The sequence below is a fragment of the Micromonospora sp. CA-246542 genome (genome assembly GCF_050942905.1).
Classification (GTDB): Bacteria; Actinomycetota; Actinomycetes; order Mycobacteriales; family Micromonosporaceae; genus Micromonospora.
In genome coordinates this window covers 3,686,360-3,706,552 of record NZ_CP192040.1, presented here as the reverse complement: position 1 = coordinate 3,706,552, position 20,193 = coordinate 3,686,360, and the positions used below count along the sequence as shown (strand labels likewise).

The following is a 20,193-nucleotide window of genomic DNA, read 5'->3' as shown; positions in this document are numbered from 1 at the left end:
CACGTCACCGGGGTAGCGAGCCGGCGATCTCCAGCGCCTCGGCCTGGGTGCGTGCGCCCTCCAGCCGGTAGGTCACGCCGGCCTGCTCCCAGATCAGGGTCGACGCGGCGAGTCGGGCGGTCTCCCGCCGGATCTGACCCGACCGGTCGACGTAGGAGAGCACGTGGGGACCGTCGACCCAGATGGCGAAGTCGCCCTCGACCTGCGTCCACTCCGCTCCCGGCCGGCTGGTCCGCTTGTGGAAGGTCAGGTCGAGGCGACCGTCGAACGCGTCGAGTCGTACCGTGCCGCCCTGGTAGAGCAGCGTCGCGACCCGGTACGCGCCGGCGCCGTCGGGGTCGGCGATCGACACCCGCTCCGGCGGACCGAGCGCGGCCGGCACCCGGATCGGGAAGCGCACCGCCCGCCGCGCCTCCTCGAGTCCCACCGACCGCAGCGACGGCAGGGGCGACGGCTCGTCCCCGGGCGGCGACGGACTGGACGACGTGTCGATGCCGACGCCGGCGAAGCGCAGCACCTCGCCGACCGCGTCGGCGACGGCGGCACGCGTCGGCGGCAGCGCCGCGACCAGCAGGGCCACGAGCGCCGCCGCGGCCAGGGAGCGCCACCGACGTCGCCCGCGTACGTCCCCGACGAGCCGGTCGCGCACCCGTGCGGTCATGTCCGGCGTGGCGGGCGTTTCCAGCCAGCCGCCGAGGTCACGCAGCTCCGCTTCCAGGCCGTCCCGGGCGAGGTCATCCATGACGCACCTCCTCGTCGGCGAGCAGGGCACGTAGCTTCGCCAGTGCGCGGGAGGTGCGCGACTTCACCGTTCCCCGCGGCCAAGCGAGCATGACGCCCGTCTCCTGCTCGCCGAGATCGAGGAAGAACCGGCAGACGATCACCTCGCGGTCGCGTACCGGCAGTTGTCGCAGAGCCGCCACCAGCGTGGCCCGACGCTCGGCGGCCAGGACCGCGTCGACAGCGTCGTCCTCGACGATCTCCGGTGGCGGATTCGCCGCCGCCCGCAGGACCAGGCCATCCCGCCGCGAACGGGACCGGTGCAGGTTGCGGGTCTCGTTGGCGACGATCGCGAGCAACCAGGAGCGGAAGGACGACTCTCCCCGGTAACGGGACAGCTTGCGGTAGCCCTTCACGAACGCCTCCTGGACGACGTCCTCGGAGTCCGAACCCGCGCCGAGCAGCACCGCCGTCCGGTACGCGGACGCGGTGTGCCGGGCGACCAGGAGGTCGTACGCCTCCAGGTCACCGGCTCGGGCGCGGCTGACGAGCACGTCGTCGTCCAGGGGAACCTCCGGTCGGACTCGCACTGATGACACCACCCGCGCCCGTCGGGTTCCGCCCCAGCGGAGTCAGATTTCTCCCACCCGCCGTGCAGCCTATTGCCAGGAATCGGTGCTCAACTGGGAGTGGCGTCGAAGGAGAGGGGCTGGGCATGGGCTGGTTCAACCGGCGGTCTCGCGGCGGCGAGGCGACCCCGACGAAGCTGGACCGTGAGGCCACCCGGGACGACCTCGCCGCGCTGGAGGCGTTCGTCACCAGCCGGCGGGGCGTGGAGTTCTACCTGGAACCGGAGACGACCGCCACCGACACCACCGTCGTCGCGATCGCCCACGACGGGGAGTGGATCCGTCGTCGCACCGGCACACCCCGTGCGGCGGGCGACATCGCCCGCAAACACGCGGTGCCGCTGTACGAGGCGGCCCGCACCGGCTACCCGGAGCGGATGCGGGTGTGGAATCGGGCACACCCGGAACGCCACGCCCGCTGAGCCGGTCAGGCCGTAACCGGGCTCAAGCGGGTTTCGCCTGCGCGAGTGATCGCTGGATGAGCGTGAGGACGGGTGGAAGGATCAGCTCACCGCCGCCGATCGTGGCGGCAGCGTTCACGTGGTGGGGCGTGCCGTCGATGTCGACCACCAGCGCGCCAGCCTCCCTGGCGATGACGACGCCCGCGACGGTGTCCCACGGGTTGTTGTTGAGCATGACGAACGCGTCGATCCGGCCGTGCGCCAACCAGGCGAGATCGATTGCGGCTGACCCGTGCATGCGTATCCGTTGGACGTGCCGGGTGAGCTGCTCGGTGATGGCGAGGCGCTCAGTGTTCTTCCGGCTGGCCCCGGCACCGACCGCATAGTCGCCGATGGCGACGACGGCGTCCCGCAGATCGGTGACCTGGCTGGCGCGGATGCGCCGGTTGTCGGCATAGGCGCCGTGCCCCTGCACGGCGTGGTAGCGGGTGCCGAGGAACGGAAGGTCGATGACACCAAGGACGGCGTGTGTGCGGTGGATGAGGCCGAGAGAGATCGCGCACAGGGGCGAGCCGTGGATGAAGTTCACGGTGCCGTCGACTGGGTCGAGCGCCCAGGTCAGCGCGCTGGTGTCGCCGCTGCTGCCGTACTCCTCACCGAGGAAACCGATGTCAGGCGCCTTGGCGGCCAGATGCTCGCGGACCGCTCGCTCGATGGCGTAATCCACGTCCGAGGCCATGTCGCGGTCACCCTTGAAGGTCAGCGCACCGGGCTGGAGCCTGCGCATCAGGTCGTGCGCCAGGTCGACGGCCTCCTGTGCGAGGGGGAGGAGGTGCGCGTAGCCGGTCATAGCTGGCGGCTGCGCTCCCACAGCGAGTTGAACATCTCGTCGAATATCGGGTAGAGGCCGGAAGGGCTGGGGGTGGCGCTGCGCTCGATGACCAGCGTCGGGCAGTCGACACCGCGCATCTGCGGTAGGTAGTGCTGGACAACGCAGAGTCGACCATCGATCAGAAGGACGTTGGCGCGGATGGACTCGTCGTAGACGCCGATAGTGAGGTTGTCCCGGGCGTCCGCCGGGAGCCGGTCACGAATGCGACGGGCCAGGTTCTGGATGTTGAGTTCGGTGAGCGCGCTGAGGTGCCCATCTGGATAGTCGTCCTCCCGCTCCTGCCGCCTGATCGCCTCGCCGGCCGGGTCAAGGAACAGGCAGCGGAGGCGGGTGCCGGCGGCGAGGAGTCTCAGGAGGCGATTGTCGCCGTACTGCTGACAGATGAGGTTCAGTGACAGCCCGGCCGCTCGGATGTCCGTGGCATGGTCGAAAAGGGCTTGCGGGGGCAGCTCCGCCATAAAATCTGATCGGCTGGAATAGATCGCGCTGACATCAGCGCATTGGTTCCGTACGGCCGTGCTGAGCTGGTGTCCGGCTAGGTCCGGGGCCGGCTCGCGTTCGCCGAGGAGAAGCGTCATTCGTGCGTGGCGGGGCATGGACAGGCCGGTGCAGATGCGGGTGAGGACATCGATGCTGCTGACCCGGCGGGCACCGCTGGTGATCTCGCTGATCTGAGCCTGGCTGAGGCCGGTGGCGACGCCGAGAGTGGTCTGGCTGGCGCGGGTGGCTCGCTGGACGAGGCGGAATACCTGAGTGATGTTGCGAGCGGCCAGGGCGTCGAGCATGTCAGTGGTGTCCCACAACAGGTCGTCAGTGGTAAGCGTGGCAGTTGCGCGGACGCTCACGGCTGGCTCCCTTCCTGCTCAAGGGCCGAGGGCCAGCCTATTCAGTAGTGGGATGGCATACCGGGAGGACATCCGGAGGGCGGATGACGGTTATCCATCGAGGAATCACCCGCTGTGATGGATCGCTGCGATTGTGGTGAGCAGGGTCGTGGTGTGAGTCTGCGGTCCCGCCCCCACCTGCCCATGCGCCCCGCCTGGTTGTGCCGCAACTGTGCCGCAGCATGGCCATGCTCCCGCGCCCAACTCGATCTCGTCGCCGAGTTCTACGGTCACTCGCTGGCGCTGGCCCTCTACCTTACGTCCTGCATGAACGAGGCCATCCACGACTTGTACGGTCTCGGCGGTCGCCCCGACCTTGCCCTGATGCACGCGCGTTTCCTCGGCTGGCTGTCGTTGACTCGCCGGCCGCGTCGCTTCAACCATGAGTGACTCGCCCCGATATATTCGCAGGTCAATGTGGTGCTCGTGACCGGGTGGCACCGGGGTCCGCGTTGACCGGCGGCGCGAGGGTGTGGCAGCATTCGCGGCCTGACGGCAGTGAAGGAAGTCGGTGCGAATCCGACGCGGTCCCGCCACTGTCACCGGGGAGTGATCCCCCCTCGCGAGTCACGGCCGTGTGTCTGCGGTTGGAAGGCCGGGGGAGAGCGTCGATCCGGAAGCCAGGATACTTCGGCCGTCGGGACGTACCCCAGGGCGTGGACACCCGAGGAGGACCCGATGACGCATGGCGTCTTGCGCACCGACGAGCACCGTCGTACCCCGAGCGGCGGTCGCACCGCCGCGCCCCGACCCGGCCGCACGACCGCGCCGGCATCCGCTCGCTTGGGCGTCGTTTCCCGCTGAGTTCCGCGCCACGCCACCCGTCGCCGCCGGCCCCGTGCCGGTGAGCGGTCCGGGTCGCGGTGCCCGCTGAACCCCGCGCCCACCCGCACGTCGTCGCCGAACCGCTTCCGCGAGCGCGCCGACGTTACCGTCCGGAGCCTGCCGTGCGCATTCTGCTGCTCTCCACCGCCGACACCGACCTGCTGGCCGCCCGCGCCAGCGACGCCGACTACCGGCTCGCCAACCCCGCCCGGGTGGCGGCCGACGAGGTGCCCGCCCTGCTCGACGGGGTCGACCTCGCCGTCGTACGCCTGCTCGGCGGTCGGCAGGCGTGGCCGGACGGCCTCGCCGCCGTGCTCGCCAGCGGCGTGCCCACGGTCGTCCTCGGCGGCGAGGCGCTGCCGGACGCGGAGCTGATGGCGGTCTCCACGGTGCCGTCCGGCGTGGTCGCCCAGGCCCTGGCGTACCTGGTCGAGGGTGGTCCGGACAACCTCGGGGAGCTGGCCCGGTTCCTCTCCGACACGGTCCTGCTCACCGGGGAGGGATTCGCCCCGCCCGCGCCGACCCCGGCGTACGGCGTGCACGGCGAGCACCCCACCGACCCGGATCGGCCCACCATCGGAATCGTCTTCTACCGGGCGCACGCCCTGGCCGGCAACACCGCGTTCGTCGACGTGCTGGCCGAGGCGGTCCGCGCGGCCGGCGGCAACCCACTGCCGATCTTCTGCGGCTCGCTGCGCGGGCTGACCACCGGCGCCGGCCCGCTCGGGCTGTTCGCCCGCTGCGACGCGTTGCTGGTCACCGTCCTCGCGGCCGGCGGAGCGGTCGCGGCGGACGCCTCCTCCGGCGGCGACGAGGACGCCTGGGACGTCGGCGCGCTCGCCGCCCTGGACGTGCCGGTCATCCAGGCGCTCTGCCTCACCAGCACACGTGAGCAGTGGGCTGGCAGCGACGCCGGACTGTCCCCGCTGGACGCGGCGATGCAGGTGGCCATCCCCGAGTTCGACGGCCGGATCGTCACGGTGCCGTTCTCGTTCAAGCAGGTCGACGCCGACGGTCTCTCGGTGTACGCCGCCGACCCCGAGCGGGCCGCCCGCGTCGCCGGCATCGCGGTGCGGCACGCCCGGCTGCGGGACGTGCCGAACGCCGACAAGCGGATCGCCGTGATGCTCAGCTCGTACCCCACCAAGCACTCCCGGGTCGGCAACGCCGTCGGGTTGGACACCCCGGCCTCGGCGGTCCGGCTGTTCGCCGCGCTCGCCGAGGCGGGCTACGACCTCGGGGGCACGCCGCCGCCCACGGACGGCGACGCGCTGATCCACGCGCTGATCGCCGCCGGCGGGCACGACGTGGAGTGGCTCACCCCGGAGCAGTTGGCCGCCGCCGAGGCCCGGATACCGGGGCAGACGTACCGGCGCTGGTTCGAGGGGGTCCCGGTCGAGCTGCGTGAGCGGATGCGGCAGCACTGGGGCGAGCCGCCCGGCGAGCTGTACACCGACGGCGGGGACATCGTGCTGGCCGGGCTGCGCTTCGGCAACGTGGCGCTGCTGATCCAGCCGCCGCGTGGTTTCGGGGAGAACCCGATCGCCATCTACCACGACCCGGACCTGCCGCCGAGCCACCACTACCTGGCCGCGTACCGCTGGCTCGCCGCGCCGGTCGCGGACGGCGGCTTCGGCGCGGACGCCGTGGTGCACCTGGGCAAGCACGGCACCCTGGAGTGGCTGCCCGGCAAGGGGCTCGGCCTGGCCGCCGACTGCGCGCCCGACGCGGTCCTCGCGGACCTGCCGCTGGTCTACCCGTTCATCGTCAACGACCCCGGCGAGGGCACCCAGGCCAAGCGGCGGGCACACGCCGTGGTCGTCGACCACCTGGTGCCGCCGATGGCCCGCGCCGAGACCTACGGCGACCTGGCCAAACTGGAGCAACTGCTCGACGAGTACGCCACCGTGCAGGCGCTCGACCCGGCCAAGGTGCCGACCGTGCGGGCGCAGATCTGGGACCTGGTCCGCGCCGCCGAGCTACACCACGACCTGCACACCGAGGCAATGCCCGACGCGGACGACTTCGACGACTTCGTGCTGCACCTCGACGGCTACCTGTGCGAGGTCAAGGACGTGCAGATCCGCGACGGCCTGCACATCCTCGCCGACGCGCCCACCGGAGAGCCCCGCGTCAACCTGGTCCTCGCCGTGCTGCGCGCCCCGCAGATCTGGGGTGGCGCCCAGGCACTGCCCGGCCTGCGGCAGGCCCTCGCCGCCGCGTACGGCCTCGACGAACAGGAACTGCTCGCGACGCCGGGCCAGCGGATCGCCCTGCCGGTCGCGTTGACCGACGCGGTGGACGGGCCGGCCGGCACCGCCGCCGATGTCATCGACCTGATCGAAGCCCTCGCCCGGCGGCTGGTCATCGGCATGGAGACCCTGGGCTGGACCGCCGAGACGGCCGAGGCGGTCGTCGCCGAGGTGACCGGCCAGCCGATCCCGGACGCCGCCAAGGTGCTGCGCTTCGCCGCCACCGAGTTGGTGCCCCGGCTGGAGCGCACCACCGACGAGCTTCGCAACACCCTCGGCGCGCTCGACGGTCGGTTCGTGCCGCCCGGCCCGTCCGGCTCGCCCACCCGGGGCCTGGTCAACGTGCTGCCCACCGGCCGGAACTTCTACTCCGTCGACCCGAAGGCCATTCCCAGCCGCAACGCCTGGGACGTCGGCGTGGCCCTGGCCGACTCGCTGCTGGCCCGGCACCTCGCCGACACCGGCGCGTACCCCCGCTCGGTGGGGTTGACCGTGTGGGGCACCAGCGCGATGCGCACCCAGGGCGACGACATCGCCGAGGTGCTCGCGCTGCTGGGCTGCCGGCCGGTGTGGGACGAGCGGTCCCGGCGCGTCACCGGCGTCGAGGTCGTGCCGACGGCCGAGCTGGGTCGACCCCGCGTCGACGTCACCGTCCGGATCTCCGGGTTCTTCCGCGACGCGTTCCCGCACGTGGTGGCGCTGCTCGACGACGCCGTCCGGCAGGTCGCCGCCCTCGACGAGCCGGACGAGGAGAACTACCTGCGGGCGCACGTCACTGCCGACGTGGCCGAGCACGGCGACGAGCGGCGGGCCACCGCCCGCATCTTCGGCTCCAAACCCGGCGCGTACGGCGCGGGTCTGCTGCCGCTGATCGACGCCCGGACGTGGCGCAGCGACGCCGACCTGGCCGAGGTGTACGCGGTGTGGGGTGGCTACGCGTACGGCCGGGGGCTGGACGGTCGGGAGGCGCGCGCCGACATGGAACGCTCGTTCGCGCGGATCTCGGTCGCGGTGAAGAACCAGGACACCCGCGAGCACGACATCGTCGACTCCGACGACTACTTCCAGTACCACGGCGGAATGGTGACGATGGTCCGCCACCTCACCGGCACGTCCCCGGCCGCGTACGTGGGCGACTCGGCCATGCCGCACGACGTGCGGACCCGCACGCTGGGCGAGGAGACCCGGCGGGTGTTCCGGGCCCGGGTGGTCAACCCGAAGTGGATCGCCGCGATGCGCCGGCACGGCTACAAGGGCGCGTTCGAGCTGGCCGCCACGGTGGACTACCTGTTCGGCTACGACGCCACCGCCGGCGTGGTGGACGACTGGATGTACGAGCACCTGGCCGCCGCCTACCTGTTCGACGACACCACCCGGGAGTTCCTGGCGCGGTCCAACCCGTGGGCGCTGCGCGGCATCACCGAGCGGCTGTTGGAGGCCGCCGATCGGGGGCTGTGGGCCAAGCCCGAGCCGGCCACCCTGGACCGCCTGCGCGACGAGTACCTGGCCAGCGAGGGCGATCTGGAGGACAAGGCGTGAGCGCGAGGAGTGAGCCGGTTTTGCGAGCCCCGCAGTCGCGATCCAAGGAGGCTCAGTGAGCGCGAGGAGTGAGCCGGTTTTGCGAGCCCCGCAGTCGCGAACGGAAGAAGGCCCAGCATGAGTGCCACGTACCCGTTCAGCGCCGTGCTCGGCATGGCCGACATGCGGCTCGCGTTGCTGCTCAACGCCGTCTCCCCGGCGATCGGCGGGGTCCTGGTGCGCGGCGAGAAGGGGACCGCGAAGTCCACCGCCGTCCGTGCCCTCGCCGCGCTGCTGCCCCCGGTACGCCGGGTCGCCGGCTGCCGCTTCGGTTGTGATCCGGCCGAAACCGACCCGGGCTGCCCGGACGGGCCGCACCCGGTCGGGGTGGCCGCCGAGACCGGGCCGGCGCGCCTCGTGGAACTGCCCGTCGGCGCGGCCGAGGACCGCGTCGTCGGGTCGCTGGACCTGGAGAAGGCGCTCGGGGAGGGCGTACGCGCCTTCGAACCGGGCCTGCTCGCCGCCGCCCACCGGGGCGTGCTCTACGTGGACGAGGTCAACCTGCTGCACGACCACCTCGTCGACCTGCTGCTGGACGCGGCGGCGATGGGCCGCAGCCACGTCGAGCGCGAGGGCGTGTCGGTGAGCCACGCCGCCCGGTTCCTGCTGGTGGGCACCATGAACCCGGAGGAGGGGGAGCTGCGCCCGCAGCTGCTCGACCGGTTCGGGCTGACCGTGGAGGTGAACGCCAGCCGGGACCCGGAGATCCGGGTGGAGGTCGTGCGCCGTCGGCTCGCCGCCGACGCCGACCCGGCCGGGTTCGCCGCCCGCTGGGCCGACGCCGACGCCGAGATCGCCGCCCAGGTGGCCGCCGCCCGCCGCCGGCTTCCCGGGGTACGCCTGCCCGACGCCGCGCTGCGGCAGATCGCCGAGGTGTGCGCGGCGTTCGACGTGGACGGGATGCGCGCCGACATCGTCACCGCGCGTACCGCTCTCGCCCACGCCGCCTGGCACGGCCGGGACCGGGTCACCAGCGACGACGTCCGGGTGGCGGCCCGGCTCGCCCTGCCGCACCGCCGTCGCCGCGACCCGTTCGACACGCCGGGGCTGGACGAGAAGCGCCTCGACGAGGCGCTGCAACGGGCCCAGGACAGCCATCCCGATGACCCGGACGACGATGGCGCCCCGGACGACGGCGGCTCCGCCGGCCCGCGCCCCGACGGTCCCGCTGGTGGCGGCCCGGGTGGCGGCGCCGGTGGCCCGGACGGTGGCGGCCCAGGCGGCAGTGCCGGCGGTTCGCGTGGCCCGGACGGTGAGGGAGGCCCGGACGCCGGGCGCCGTTCCGATGGGTCCGGACCGGATGCTCGTGGCGGTGACGCCGATGGTGCTGCGACCGATCCGACCACCCCGGAGGGTCCGGAACGTCACGGCTCCGCCGGTGGAAACGGCGCCAGCGCGGGCGAGCGCGGCGACGGTCCCGAGCCGCACGTCGCCGACGCGGGCGCAGAGGGGCCTTCCGATCGCTCGCAAGCCGACAGCAGGGGCAGACAGCGTCGACGGGCCGGAGGCGCTGAACCGAGCGACGCCGGAAACGATCGGGACTGGGACGGCGGAACGGTGGCCGTACCCCGGGGTGGTTTGCGGGCCCGGCTCCTGACGGCGCCCGGCGTTGGTGACGGGGTGCCGGGCCGGCGCTCCCGGGCGCGGACCGGGCGGGGCCGCACCACCGGGGCCCGGGCACCGGCGGGCCGGGTCGGCGCGCTGCACCTGCCGGCCACCATCCGTGCCGCCGCGCCGCACCAGGCGGCCCGGGGTCGGCTCGCCGGCCCGTTGCGGCTGCGCCCGGAGGACCTGCGGGAGGCGGTCCGGGAGGGTCGTGAGGGCAACCTGGTGCTGTTCGTGGTGGACGCCAGCGGGTCGATGGGCGCCCGGCAGCGGATGACCGCCGTGAAGGACGCCGTGTTGGCGCTGCTCACCGACGCGTACCAGCGGCGGGACAAGGTCGCGGTGATCGCCTTCCGGGGCACCGGTGCGCGGACGCTGCTGCCGGCCACCTCCTCGGTGCTGGCCGCGTCGACCCGGCTGGCCGAACTGCCGACCGGCGGGCGGACGCCACTGGCCGAGGGCCTGCTCGCCGCCGCCGATCTGCTGCGCGTGGAGCGCCTGCGCGATCCGAAACGCCGCCCCCTGGTCCTCATCGTCACCGACGGCAGAGCCACCGCCGGAACCCGCCCGCTCGACCGGGCGGCAGGCGCCGCGGCGGTCCTCGCGGCGACGGGTGCCCCCTGCGTGGTCGTCGACTGCGAGACCGGCCCGATCCGCCTCAACCTGGCCGCCCGCCTGGCAACCCAGCTGACCGCCCCCCTACACCCCCTAACCACCCTGACCCACCCCCGCGATCTTGCAGTTTCTGTCGCGACATAAAGGACGAGATACGCATATGAACAACAGAAACTGCAAGATCGCGGAAGGCGCGCGGGGCGCGGAGGGCGCGCGGGGCGCGTGGGGCTTGACGATGAGGGGGGAACTCTGATGCCGCAGGGACAGCCGAGTCACGTGCCCGCCGACGGGTTGACCACCCGGCAGCGGCGGAATCGGCCGCTGCTGATCGTCCATACCGGACAAATGAAGGGGAAGTCGACGGCCGCCTTCGGGCTGGCGCTGCGGGCCTGGACGGCCGGCCTGCCGATCGGCGTCTTCCAGTTCGTCAAGAGCGCCAAGTGGCGGGTCGGGGAGGAGAACGCCTTCCGGGCGCTCGGCGAGGTGCACGAGCGTACCGGCCAGGGCGCGCCGGTCGCCTGGCACAAGATGGGTGAGGGCTGGTCCTGGATCCAGCGCGGCGGCGAGGCCGACCACGCCGCCGACGCCCTGGAGGGGTGGCGGCAGATCCAGCGGGACCTGGCCGCCGAGCGGTACGGGCTGTACGTGCTGGACGAGTTCACCTACCCGATGAAGTGGGGCTGGGTGGACGTCGACGAGGTGGTCGCCACCCTCGCCGACCGGCCCGGCTTCCAACACGTCGTCATCACCGGTCGCGACGCCGACCCGCGCCTGGTCGCCGCCGCCGACCTGGTCGCCGAGCTGACCAAGGTCAAGCACCCGATGGACGCCGGTCAGAAGGGCCAGAAGGGCATCGAGTGGTGATCGCCCCCGCCGAACCGTTGTCGCTGCCCCGGGTGGTGGTCGCCGCGCCGGCCAGCGGCCACGGCAAGACGACAGTCGCCACCGGGCTGCTCGCCGCGCTGCGTCGACGCGGCCTCACGGTCAGCCCGCACAAGGTCGGCCCGGACTACATCGACCCCGGCTACCACGCCCTCGCCGCCGGCCGGCCCGGCCGCAACCTCGACCCGTTCCTGGTCGGACCCGAGCGGATCGCCGGCCTGCTGCGGCACGGCGCGAGCGTCCCCACGCCCGCCGACATCGCCGTCATCGAGGGCGTCATGGGCCTGCACGACGGCGCGGTGGGCCGCCGCGACTTCGCCTCCACCGCGCACGTCGCCCGCCTCGTCGACGCGCCCGTGCTGCTGGTGCTGGACACCACCGCGCAGGGCCGCTCCGCAGCCGCGCTGACCCTCGGCATGGCCGCCTTCGACCCCGCCGTGCGGATCGGCGGCGTGATCCTCAACCGGGTCGGCTCGCCCAGGCACGAGACCCTGCTGCGCGACGCCCTCGCCGAGGTGGGCGTACCGGTGCTCGGGGCCGTCACCCGCGCCGCCGAGGTCGCCGCGCCGGCCCGGCACCTGGGGCTGGTACCGGTCGCCGAACGGGCCCCGAATCGCTCGCCATCGTCACCGCCCTCGCCGAACTGGTCGAGGCCACCGTCGACCTCGACGCCGTCCTCGACCTGGCCCGCACCGCCGGGCCGCTGACCGCCCCGGCCTGGGACCCGGTCCAGGCCGTCGGCGGACCGGCCGGCGTCGGGCGGCCACGGGTCGCGCTCGCCGGCGGTCCGGCCTTCACCTTCTCGTACGCCGAGACCGCCGAACTGCTCGTCGCGGCCGGCGCGGACGTCGTCACCGTCGACCCGCTGCGCGACCGCTCGCTGCCCGCCGGCACCCGCGCGGTGGTCATCGGCGGCGGCTTCCCCGAGGCGTACGCCGAGGCCCTCGCGGGCAACGGCACGCTCCGCGCCGAACTGGCCGATTTCGACGGGCCGATCGTGGCCGAGTGCGCCGGGCTGCTCTACCTCGGGCGGTCCCTGGACGGCGTACCCATGTGCGGGCGGCTGGACCTGACCGCCCGGATGACCGGCCGGCTCACCCTCGGCTACCGCGGGGCGGTGGCCGTGACCGACTCACCGGTGGCCCGGACGGGCGAGCCGGTACGCGGCCACGAGTTCCACCGCACCACCACCGACCCCGGACACGGCAAGGCGCCGGCGTGGCGCTGGAACGACACCGAGCACGGCTTCGTCGACGGTCGGGTGCACGCCTCCTACCTGCACACCCACTGGGCCGGGCACCCCGCGGCGGCCCGTCGGCTGGTCGAGGCGGCCCGATGACCGCCACGCTGACCGGCGTCGGCGTCGGACCGGGCGACCCGGAACTGCTCACCGTCAAGGCGGTGCGGGTCCTGCGCGAGGCCGACGTGGTCTTCGTACCCGTGATGGCGGACCGGGCCGGGACCAGCGCGACGACCGGTCCGACGCCGCCGGGCGCGGACGCCGGACGGGCCGAGGCGACCGTCCGGGAGTACGTCGCGGCGGAACGGCTGCGCCGGCTGCCGTTCGCCCTCGACGACCGGGGTGGGGTGACCGCCCGTCGCGCGGCGGCCTGGGACGAGGCCGCCCGGACGGTCGTCGAGGCGATCGACGCGGGCGCGGGGTCGCTGGCCTTCGCGACCATCGGCGACCCCAACGTCTACTCCACCTTCGGCTACCTCGCGCAGAGCGTGCGGGCCCTGCGCCCCGCCGTGCGGGTGGCGACGGTGCCCGGCGTCACCGCCATGCAGGAGTTGGCCGCGCGCAGCGGCGTCCCGCTGGTCGAGGGACGCGAACCGCTCACGCTGCTGCCGGCCACCGCCGGCCTCGCGCCGTTCGCCGACGCCCTCGCCGGGCCGGGCACCGTGGTCGTCTACAAGGGCTGGCGACGGCACCCCGAGCTGCTGGCCGAGCTGCGCCGGCAGGGCCGCCTGTCCGACGCCGTGCTCGGGCGAGCACTGGGCCTACCCGGCGAACGGATCGGCCCGGTCGACGACGCCGTGCCGGATCTGCCGTACCTGTCCACGCTGCTGGTCCCCGCCCGGCGCGCGCACCGAGGAGGAAAACTGTGACCAGCGACGGCAAGGTGTGGTTCGTCGGCGCCGGCCCGGGCGCGGCGGACCTGCTGACCCTGCGGGCCGCCCGCGTGATCGCCACGGCGGACATCGTGATCTGGGCGGCCAGCCTGGTGCACGCCGACGTGCTCGACCATGCCCGCCCCGACGCGGAGGTCGTCGACTCGTCGCAACTGCCCATCGAGGGGGTGCTGCCGCTCTACGAGCGCGCCGCCGCGCAGGGGCTGACCGTGGCGCGCATCCACTCCGGCGACCCGGCCCTCTGGGGCGCGGTGCAGGAGCAACTGGACCTGTGCCGGGCGCTCGACCTGGCCGTCGAGATCGTCCCCGGGGTGTCGTCGTTCACCGCCGTGGCCGCGATCGTCGGGCGGGAGCTGACCGTGCCCGAGGTCGCCCAGTCGGTGATCCTCACCCGCCTCGAAGGCGGCAAGACCCCCATGCCGCCCGGCGAGCGGGTCCGCGACTTCGCCCGACACGGCACCACGATGGCGCTGTTCCTCTCCGCCGCCCGCTCCGGGCAGGTGCAGGCCGAACTGCTGGCCGGCGGCTACCCGGCGGACACCCCGGCCGTCGTGGCGTACCAGGCCACCTGGCCCGATGAGCTGGTCGTGACCTGCACGGTCGGCACCCTGGAGGCCACAGTCAAGCGGCACAAGCTGTGGAAACACACCTTGTTCCTGGTCGGACCGGCCCTCGCCGCGACGGGCACCCGCTCACACCTGTACCACCCGGGGCACTTCCACACCTTCCGTCGCGCCGAACCGGCCGCCCGCGCCGAGCTGCGCCGCGCCCGCGCCGGAGAGACAGAAACCCCATGACGTACGCCGAACCGCCGCTGCGCGAGCCGGACCTGCCGCGTACGGCGAAGGTCCGGCCCACCGCGCTGCGGACCGGCTGGACCACCGGCGCGTGCGCGACGGCGGCGGCCAAGGCGGCGGTCACCGCCCTGGTCACCGGCGAGATCCAACCTGAGGTGGAGATCGGCCTGCCCGCCGGGCGGCGGGTGCGCTTCCCGGTGGAACGCTGCGAGGTGACCGGCAGCCCACCGGTGCGCGCCGAGGCGGTGGTGGTGAAGGACGCCGGGGACGACCCGGACGTCACCCACGGCGCCGAGCTGACCGCCACCGTGGACTTCACCGACGCCCCGGGGCTGCGGTTGGCCGGCGGCACCGGCGTCGGCACCGTCACCAAACCCGGCCTCGGGCTCGCCGTCGGCGGCCCGGCCATCAACGACACGCCCCGCCGCATGATCGGCGAGGCGGTGGCCGAGGTCGTCGACCTCACCGAGGTCGGTGTGCGCGTGGTCATCAGCGTGCCCCGGGGCGAGATCATGGCCCGCAAGACCACCAACCGGCGGCTCGGCATCCTCGGCGGCATCTCGATCCTGGGCACCACCGGAATCGTCCGGCCCTTCTCCACCGCCTCCTGGCGGGCCAGCGTGGTGCAGGCCGTGCACGTCATGGCCGCCCAGGGCGAGCGGACCGTGGTGCTGTGCACGGGTGGGCGTACCGAGCGGGCCGCCCGCGCGCTGCTGCCCGACCTGCCCGAGGTGTGCTTCGTCGAGGTGGGCGACTTCACCGGCGCGGCGGTGACCGCCGCCGTCGAGGACGCGATGACCGGCGTGGTCTTCGTCGGCATGGCCGGCAAGCTCGCCAAGCTCGCCGCCGGCATCCTCATGACCCACTACACCCGCTCCACGGTGGACCTGTCCCTGCTCGGCGCGGTAACCGCCGACGCCGGTGGCGAACCGGCGCTCGCCGCCGCCGTGACCGAGGCCAACACCGGGCGGCACGCGTACGAGCTGTGGGAGGCGGCCGGCCTCCTCGGTGCGGCCGGAGACCTGCTCTGCCAACGGGTCCAGGCGGTGCTGCGACGCTTCGCCGGGCCGACGGTCACCGTGGACGTGGCGATGGTCGACTTCGCCGGAGCGCGGGTCGTCGCCTCGTCCGGCCGGTGGCCGCGATGAGCGCCCCGGACGCGCCGGTGGCTGCGATGAGCGATCCGGACGCGCTGGTGGACGGGGTGACATCGGACGACGCGACGGCGACGGTGGCATCCCCGGACGCGCTGGTGACCGTGGTCGGGCTGGACGCCGCCGGAACGCCGCCGCATCCCGCCCTGGCGTCCGCGCTGGCCGGCGCGGGGCTGGTGGTCGGGGCGGCCCGGCACCTGGCCGCGGTGCCCGTACCGGCGGACGCGCAGACCATCGTCCTCGGACCGCTCGCCCCGGCCCTGCACCGGCTGGCCGACGCCGTCGACGCCCGGGTGCCGGCCGTCGTGCTGGCCAGCGGCGATCCCGGCCTGTTCGGGATCGTCCGGCGGCTGCGCGCGGCCGGGCTGCCGCTGCGGGTGGTGCCGGCGGTGTCCAGCGTGGCCGCCGCGTTCGCCCGCGCCGGACTGTCCTGGGACGGCGCGGCCGTGGTCACCGCGCACGGCCGGGACCTCCGACCGGCGCTGAACGCCTGCCGGGCGCTGCCGCTGGTCGCGGTCCTCACCGCGCCGGGGGCCGGGGCCGCCGAACTGGGCGCCGGCCTGGTCGGCTGGTCCCGACGCCTGCTGGTCGCCGAGAACCTCGGCACCGACGCCGAACGGGTGCGGGAGACGACCCCCGCGCAGGCCGCCGCCGGCACCTGGCCCGACCCACACGTCCTGCTCAGCATCGCCGTGCCCGTGCCCGCCGCGTCGGTGTCTGCCGCCGCGCGGGCCGTGCCCGCGCCCGAACCCGTCGCGGTCGGTGGGATGCGTGTCGACAACCAGCCGGCCGCCGCACCGGTCGGCGGCTGGGCGCTGCCGGAGAGCCGGTACGCCCACCGCGACTCGATGATCACCAAGTCGGAGGTGCGTGCCCTGGTCGTCGCGCGGCTGCGCCCCGGCTGGGCCGGCTCGTCTGGGACGTCGGCGCGGGCAGCGGCTCCGTCGGCATCGAGTGCGCGCTGCTCGGCGCGGCCGTGCTCGCCGTCGAGCAGGACCCGGCGTCCGCCACGACGATCCGGGACAACGCCGCCACGCACGCCGTCGACGTCCGGATCGTCGTCGGGCGTGCTCCGGCGGCGCTTGACGGTCTGCCCGAGCCGGACGCGGTCTTCGTGGGTGGCGGCGGCGTCGACGTTCTCGCCGCCGTGGTGGCCCGCCGCCCCGGGCGGATCGTGCTCACCCTGGCCGCGCTGGACCGCGTCGCGCCGGCGGTGGCGCTGCTGCGCGCCGCTGGCTACCGGGTCGAGGGCAGCCAGCTCGCCGCCGCCCGTCTCGCCGACCTGCCCGGCGGGTCGATCCGTCTCGCGGCCACCAACCCGGTGGTCGTCCTCACCGGGGAGCGCCCGTGAACGACAACACTCCCGCACGGATCGGCCTGGTGGCGGCGACCGCCGCCGGCCGGCGGCACGCCGACACCCTGGCCGCCGCCTGGCCGCACGCCCGGCTGGTCGAGCGCGACAGCGTCGCCGACGCGCTACGCGCCGCCTGGGCGGAATCTGACGGGGTGGTCGCGTTCCTGGCCACCGGCGCCGTGGTACGCGTCCTCGCGCCGCTGCTCGGCGACAAGCGCACCGACCCGGCCGTGGTGGTCGTCGACGAGGCGGCCCGGCACGCGGTGGCGCTGCTGGGCGGTCACGCCGGCGGCGGCAACGACCTCGCCGAGCGGGTCGGCGCGTTGCTGGACGCCCGACCGGTGGTCACCACCGCCACCGACGCGGTCGGGCTGCCCGGGCTGGACACCCTCGGCTGGCCCGTGCGGGGCGCGGTCGCCGCGGTGTCCCGGGCCATCCTGGACGGTGAGCCGGTCGAGCTGGTCGCCGACGCCGATTGGCCACTGCCCGCCCTGCCACCCAACGTGGGTCCTACCGGCGGGGACACGGCCGACGGCGGGTACCGGCTGCTGGTCACCGATCGGGTGGTGCCGATCGACGCGTGGACCGCCGTCCTGCGACCGCCGTCGCTGGTCGCCGGTGTCGGGGCGAGTCGGGGCGTACCGGCCGCCGAGGTGGCCGAGCTGCTGCACCGGGTGCTGGCCGAGGCCGGCCTCGACCCGGCGAGCCTGAGCTGCCTGGCCAGCGCCGACATCAAGGCCGACGAGGCGGGCATCCGCAGCACCGCCGACGCGCTCGGCGTACCCCTGGTGACCTGGCCCGCGACGCGCCTCGCCGCGGTCGACGTGCCGCATCCCAGCGAGGTGGTCCGGGCGGCGGTCGGCACGCCGAGCGTCGCGGAGGCCGCGGCCCTGCTCGGCGCGGACGGCCGGGCCGACGACGCGACTCTGCTGGTGGGCAAGACCGCGTCGGCGATGGCGACCGTGGCGGTGGCGCGGCACGCGCCGCGCGGCCGGCTCGCCGTCGTCGGCCTCGGGCCGGGCGCGGCCGACCTGCGCGCTCCCCGGGCGGTGGCGGAGCTGCGCCGCGCGGCCGTGGTGGTGGGCCTGGACCAGTACGTCGACCAGGTCCGCGACGTGCTGCGGCCGGGCACCCGGGTACTCGCCAGCTCACTCGGCGCGGAGGAGGCGCGGGCCCGGGCCGCCGTGGCCGAGGCCGCCGCCGGCCGCGCGGTCGCGCTCATCGGGTCCGGCGACGCCGGGGTGTACGCGATGGCGAGCCCCGCCCTCGAGTACGCCGACGAGCGGATCGACGTGGTGGGCGTTCCCGGGGTGACCGCCGCGCTCGCCGCCGGGGCGCTGCTCGGCGCACCGCTCGGGCACGACCACGCCTACGTCAGCCTGTCCGATCTGCACACCCCGTGGGAGGTCATCGAGCGGCGGGTGACCGCCGCCGCCGAGGGTGACTTCGTGACGGTGTTCTACAACCCGCGCAGCCGCGCCCGCGACTGGCAGCTCGGCAAGGCGCTCGGCATCCTCGCCGCGCACCGGCCACCGGACACGCCGGTCGGGGTGGTGCGCAACGCCAGCCGCCCCGGCGAGCGCGTGCACCTGGCGACGGTGGCCACGCTCGACGCGGCCATCGTCGACATGTACAGCGTGGTGGTGGTGGGCAACAGCGACACCCGGCTGGTCGCCGGGCGGATGGTCACACCCCGGGGGTACCGGTGGCGGTCGTGACGATCGACGCCTGCCAGGGCTGCGGCGCGTGCCTGCTGACCTGCCCCACGCACGCGATCAGGCCGGTCGCCGGCGGCCTCACGGTACTGGCCGACCGCTGCACCGGCTGCCTGGAGTGCCTGGAGATCTGCCCGGTCGACGCGATCCGCGTGACCGAGCCCTGGGAAGGAGCCCGATGAGCCGGATGGTGCATCCCATCGAGGTCGAGTCGTACCGCATCCTGCGCGAGCGCGTCGACCTGTCGCACCTGCCGCCGTTGAGCCGTGCGGTCACCGAGCGGGTGGTGCACGCCAGCGCCGACCTCGCGTACGTCGACGACCTGGTCTGCGACGAGGCGGCCCTGGAGGCGGGACTGGCCGCGCTGCGCGCGGGCGTACCCGTGGTGACGGACGTGGCGATGGTCGCCGCCGGTATCACCCGGGCCGGCCTGGAACTGGTCTGCCCGGTCGCCGAGCCGGCCGCCGCCGAGCTGGGCCGCGCGGCCGGCATCACCCGCTCGGCGGCGGCCGTGCGGATCGCCCTGGACCGGGTCGGCCCCGGCGCGGTCTGGGTGGTCGGCTGTGCGCCGACCGCGCTCGTCGAATTACTCACCCTGGACGCCGCCCCGGCGCTGGTCGTCGGCCTGCCGGTCGGCTTCGTGGGCGCGGCCGAGTCGAAGGCGGCGCTGCGGGCCAGCGGCCTGCCCGGGGTGTCAAACGTGGGCGAGAAGGGTGGTTCGGCGGTCGCCGCCGCCGCCCTCAACGCCCTGCTCTACAGCGAGGAGAAATCATGACCGGGTTGGTCATCGTCGGGCACGGCACGCGCAGCGCGGCCGGGGTCGACCAGTTCGCGGCGCTCGTCGAGCGGGTCCGCCGTCGTGCGGACATCGGCGACGTCGAGGGGGGATTCATCGAGCTGTCCCGTCCGCCGCTGACCGACGCGGTCGGCGCGCTCGTCGCGCGCGGCCACCGGTCCCTCGTCGCGTTGCCGCTGGTGCTCACCGGCGCCGGGCACGGCAAGGGCGACATCCCGGCCGCGATGGCCCGCGAGCAGCAGCGGCACCCCGGGTTGACGTACCGCTACGGGCGTCCGCTCGGCCCTCACCCGTTGCTGCACACGGCCATCGAGGAGCGCACCGACGCCGCGTTGGCGGGCACCGTGTCGGCGGACGCCGAGCGGGCTGGCATCGCGTTGGCGGACGCCGACCGGGACGGCGTCGTGTCGGCGGACGTCGACCGGGCCGGAACCTGGGTGGCGCTGATCGGTCGTGGCTCCACCGACCCGGACGCCAACGCCGAGGTCGCCAAGGTCGCCCGGCTGCTCTGGGAGGGGCGCGGGTACGCGGGCGTCGAGCCGGGGTTCATCTCCCTCGCCGAACCGTCCGTGCCGGCGGTGCTGGAACGGCTGCGCCGGCTCGGCGCGCGGCGGATCGTCGTCGCGCCGTACTTTCTGTTCGCCGGGGTGCTGCCCGACCGGATCGTCGCCCAGTCGGCCGAGTTCGCCGCCGCCCACCCTGACCTGGACGTCCGCGTCGCCGACGTGATCGGCGACTGCGACGCGCTCGCCGACCTGGTCCGCGAACGTTACGACGAGGCGCTGGGCGGGGACATCCGGATGAACTGCGACACCTGCGCATACCGGGTGCTGATGCCCGGCTTCGCCGACAAGGTGGGCCGCCCGCAGCAACCGCACGACCACCCGGACGACCCGGTTGGCCACCACCATCACCACCACCATGGGCACGGGGCGATCGCGGTGGCCACCGGGTCCTGACT

The 20,193-nt window shown here is 74.3% G+C and carries 14 protein-coding genes, 4 pseudogenes and 1 riboswitch; of the genes and pseudogenes, 14 read left to right on the top strand and 4 right to left on the bottom strand.

Annotated features, from left to right (window positions below):
* Window positions 1-4: 4 nt before the first annotated feature.
* Window positions 5-742 carry a hypothetical protein gene (locus tag ACQP0N_RS17430; RefSeq protein WP_433111579.1) on the bottom strand — a complete coding sequence of 246 codons (738 nt, stop codon included), beginning with the start codon at window positions 740-742 and terminating at the stop codon, window positions 5-7.
* Window positions 735-1,310 carry an RNA polymerase sigma factor gene (locus tag ACQP0N_RS17425; protein ID WP_433111576.1) on the bottom strand — a complete coding sequence of 192 codons (576 nt, stop codon included), beginning with the start codon at window positions 1,308-1,310 and terminating at the stop codon, window positions 735-737. Before ACQP0N_RS17425 ends, ACQP0N_RS17430 begins: the two co-directional genes overlap by 8 nt.
* Before the next feature lie 125 nt (window positions 1,311-1,435).
* Here ACQP0N_RS17425 and ACQP0N_RS17420 point away from each other — a divergent pair, with 125 nt between their 5' ends.
* Window positions 1,436-1,771, top strand: a complete 336-nt coding sequence (locus ACQP0N_RS17420; RefSeq protein WP_433111573.1) for a hypothetical protein — start codon at window positions 1,436-1,438, stop codon at window positions 1,769-1,771.
* Between the two features lie 22 nt (window positions 1,772-1,793).
* On the opposite strand, the gene ACQP0N_RS17415 is transcribed toward ACQP0N_RS17420, so the two are convergent.
* Window positions 1,794-2,600: an inositol monophosphatase family protein gene (locus ACQP0N_RS17415; RefSeq protein ID WP_433111571.1), complete on the bottom strand. Its 807-nt coding sequence runs from the start codon at window positions 2,598-2,600 to the stop codon at window positions 1,794-1,796.
* The gene (locus tag ACQP0N_RS17410; protein WP_433111568.1) at window positions 2,597-3,487 is read right to left on the bottom strand and encodes a DUF5919 domain-containing protein; all 891 of its coding nucleotides are present in this window, start codon (window positions 3,485-3,487) and stop codon (window positions 2,597-2,599) included. The genes ACQP0N_RS17415 and ACQP0N_RS17410 overlap by 4 nt, the downstream gene beginning before the upstream one ends.
* Before the next feature lie 306 nt (window positions 3,488-3,793).
* On the opposite strand from ACQP0N_RS17410, the gene ACQP0N_RS17405 reads away from it, so the two are divergent.
* From ACQP0N_RS17405 to ACQP0N_RS17345, 13 genes and pseudogenes are all read left to right on the top strand, one after another.
* Window positions 3,794-3,916 carry a hypothetical protein gene (locus ACQP0N_RS17405; RefSeq protein WP_357118330.1) on the top strand — a complete coding sequence of 41 codons (123 nt, stop codon included), beginning with the start codon at window positions 3,794-3,796 and terminating at the stop codon, window positions 3,914-3,916.
* Window positions 3,917-4,002: 86 nt separating this feature from the next.
* A riboswitch (cobalamin riboswitch) is annotated at window positions 4,003-4,179 on the top strand.
* Window positions 4,180-4,473: 294 nt separating this feature from the next.
* Window positions 4,474-8,142, top strand: a complete 3,669-nt coding sequence (cobN, locus tag ACQP0N_RS17400) for a cobaltochelatase subunit CobN (RefSeq protein WP_433111563.1) — start codon at window positions 4,474-4,476, stop codon at window positions 8,140-8,142.
* Between the two features lie 117 nt (window positions 8,143-8,259).
* Window positions 8,260-10,545 (top strand): annotated as a pseudogene (locus tag ACQP0N_RS17395) (VWA domain-containing protein); the annotation flags it as partial.
* A 108-nt stretch (window positions 10,546-10,653) separates the two neighbouring features.
* A complete protein-coding gene (cobO, locus tag ACQP0N_RS17390; RefSeq protein ID WP_396798282.1) occupies window positions 10,654-11,265 on the top strand; it encodes a cob(I)yrinic acid a,c-diamide adenosyltransferase in 612 nt (203 codons plus the stop codon).
* Window positions 11,265-12,622, top strand: a pseudogene (locus tag ACQP0N_RS17385) (cobyrinate a,c-diamide synthase). Before cobO ends, ACQP0N_RS17385 begins: the two are co-directional and overlap by 1 nt.
* A complete protein-coding gene (cobI, locus tag ACQP0N_RS17380; RefSeq protein ID WP_433111560.1) occupies window positions 12,619-13,392 on the top strand; it encodes a precorrin-2 C(20)-methyltransferase in 774 nt (257 codons plus the stop codon). Before ACQP0N_RS17385 ends, cobI begins: the two are co-directional and overlap by 4 nt.
* Window positions 13,389-14,213: a precorrin-4 C(11)-methyltransferase gene (cobM, locus tag ACQP0N_RS17375; protein ID WP_433111557.1), complete on the top strand. Its 825-nt coding sequence runs from the start codon at window positions 13,389-13,391 to the stop codon at window positions 14,211-14,213. Before cobI ends, cobM begins: the two co-directional genes overlap by 4 nt.
* Window positions 14,210-15,361 (top strand): cobalt-precorrin-5B (C(1))-methyltransferase, encoded by a 1,152-nt coding sequence (locus ACQP0N_RS17370; RefSeq protein ID WP_433111554.1) that lies wholly within the window; start codon window positions 14,210-14,212, stop codon window positions 15,359-15,361. The genes cobM and ACQP0N_RS17370 overlap by 4 nt, the downstream gene beginning before the upstream one ends.
* A gap of 26 nt (window positions 15,362-15,387) precedes the next feature.
* A pseudogene (cbiE, locus tag ACQP0N_RS17365) lies at window positions 15,388-16,718 on the top strand (precorrin-6y C5,15-methyltransferase (decarboxylating) subunit CbiE).
* A complete protein-coding gene (gene cobJ / locus ACQP0N_RS17360) occupies window positions 16,715-18,439 on the top strand; it encodes a precorrin-3B C(17)-methyltransferase (protein ID WP_433111551.1) in 1,725 nt (574 codons plus the stop codon). Before cbiE ends, cobJ begins: the two are co-directional and overlap by 4 nt.
* The gene (locus ACQP0N_RS17355) at window positions 18,427-18,618 is read left to right on the top strand and encodes a DUF362 domain-containing protein (RefSeq protein ID WP_433111548.1); all 192 of its coding nucleotides are present in this window, start codon (window positions 18,427-18,429) and stop codon (window positions 18,616-18,618) included. The genes cobJ and ACQP0N_RS17355 overlap by 13 nt, the downstream gene beginning before the upstream one ends.
* Window positions 18,615-19,211, top strand: coding sequence for a precorrin-8X methylmutase (locus tag ACQP0N_RS17350; RefSeq protein WP_433111545.1), 597 nt, complete (start codon window positions 18,615-18,617; stop codon window positions 19,209-19,211). The genes ACQP0N_RS17355 and ACQP0N_RS17350 overlap by 4 nt, the downstream gene beginning before the upstream one ends.
* Window positions 19,208-20,185 (top strand): annotated as a pseudogene (locus tag ACQP0N_RS17345) (sirohydrochlorin chelatase); the annotation flags it as partial. The gene ACQP0N_RS17350 and the pseudogene ACQP0N_RS17345, both read left to right, overlap by 4 nt.
* Between the last annotated feature and the right edge of the window lie 8 nt (window positions 20,186-20,193).

Bases quoted from the DNA above. Each gene is read 5' to 3' on its own strand.
- ACQP0N_RS17415 (WP_433111571.1), bottom strand. From the start codon at position 2,600: ATGACCGGCTACGCGCACCTCCTCCCCCTCGCACAGGAGGCCGTCGAC.
- cobO (WP_396798282.1), top strand. From the start codon at position 10,654: ATGCCGCAGGGACAGCCGAGTCACGTGCCCGCCGACGGGTTGACCACC.
- ACQP0N_RS17420 (WP_433111573.1), top strand. From the start codon at position 1,436: ATGGGCTGGTTCAACCGGCGGTCTCGCGGCGGCGAGGCGACCCCGACG.
- ACQP0N_RS17350 (WP_433111545.1), top strand. From the start codon at position 18,615: ATGAGCCGGATGGTGCATCCCATCGAGGTCGAGTCGTACCGCATCCTG.
- ACQP0N_RS17405 (WP_357118330.1), top strand. From the start codon at position 3,794: ATGAACGAGGCCATCCACGACTTGTACGGTCTCGGCGGTCGCCCCGAC.
- cobI (WP_433111560.1), top strand. From the start codon at position 12,619: ATGACCGCCACGCTGACCGGCGTCGGCGTCGGACCGGGCGACCCGGAA.
- ACQP0N_RS17430 (WP_433111579.1), bottom strand. From the start codon at position 742: ATGGATGACCTCGCCCGGGACGGCCTGGAAGCGGAGCTGCGTGACCTC.
- ACQP0N_RS17370 (WP_433111554.1), top strand. From the start codon at position 14,210: ATGACGTACGCCGAACCGCCGCTGCGCGAGCCGGACCTGCCGCGTACG.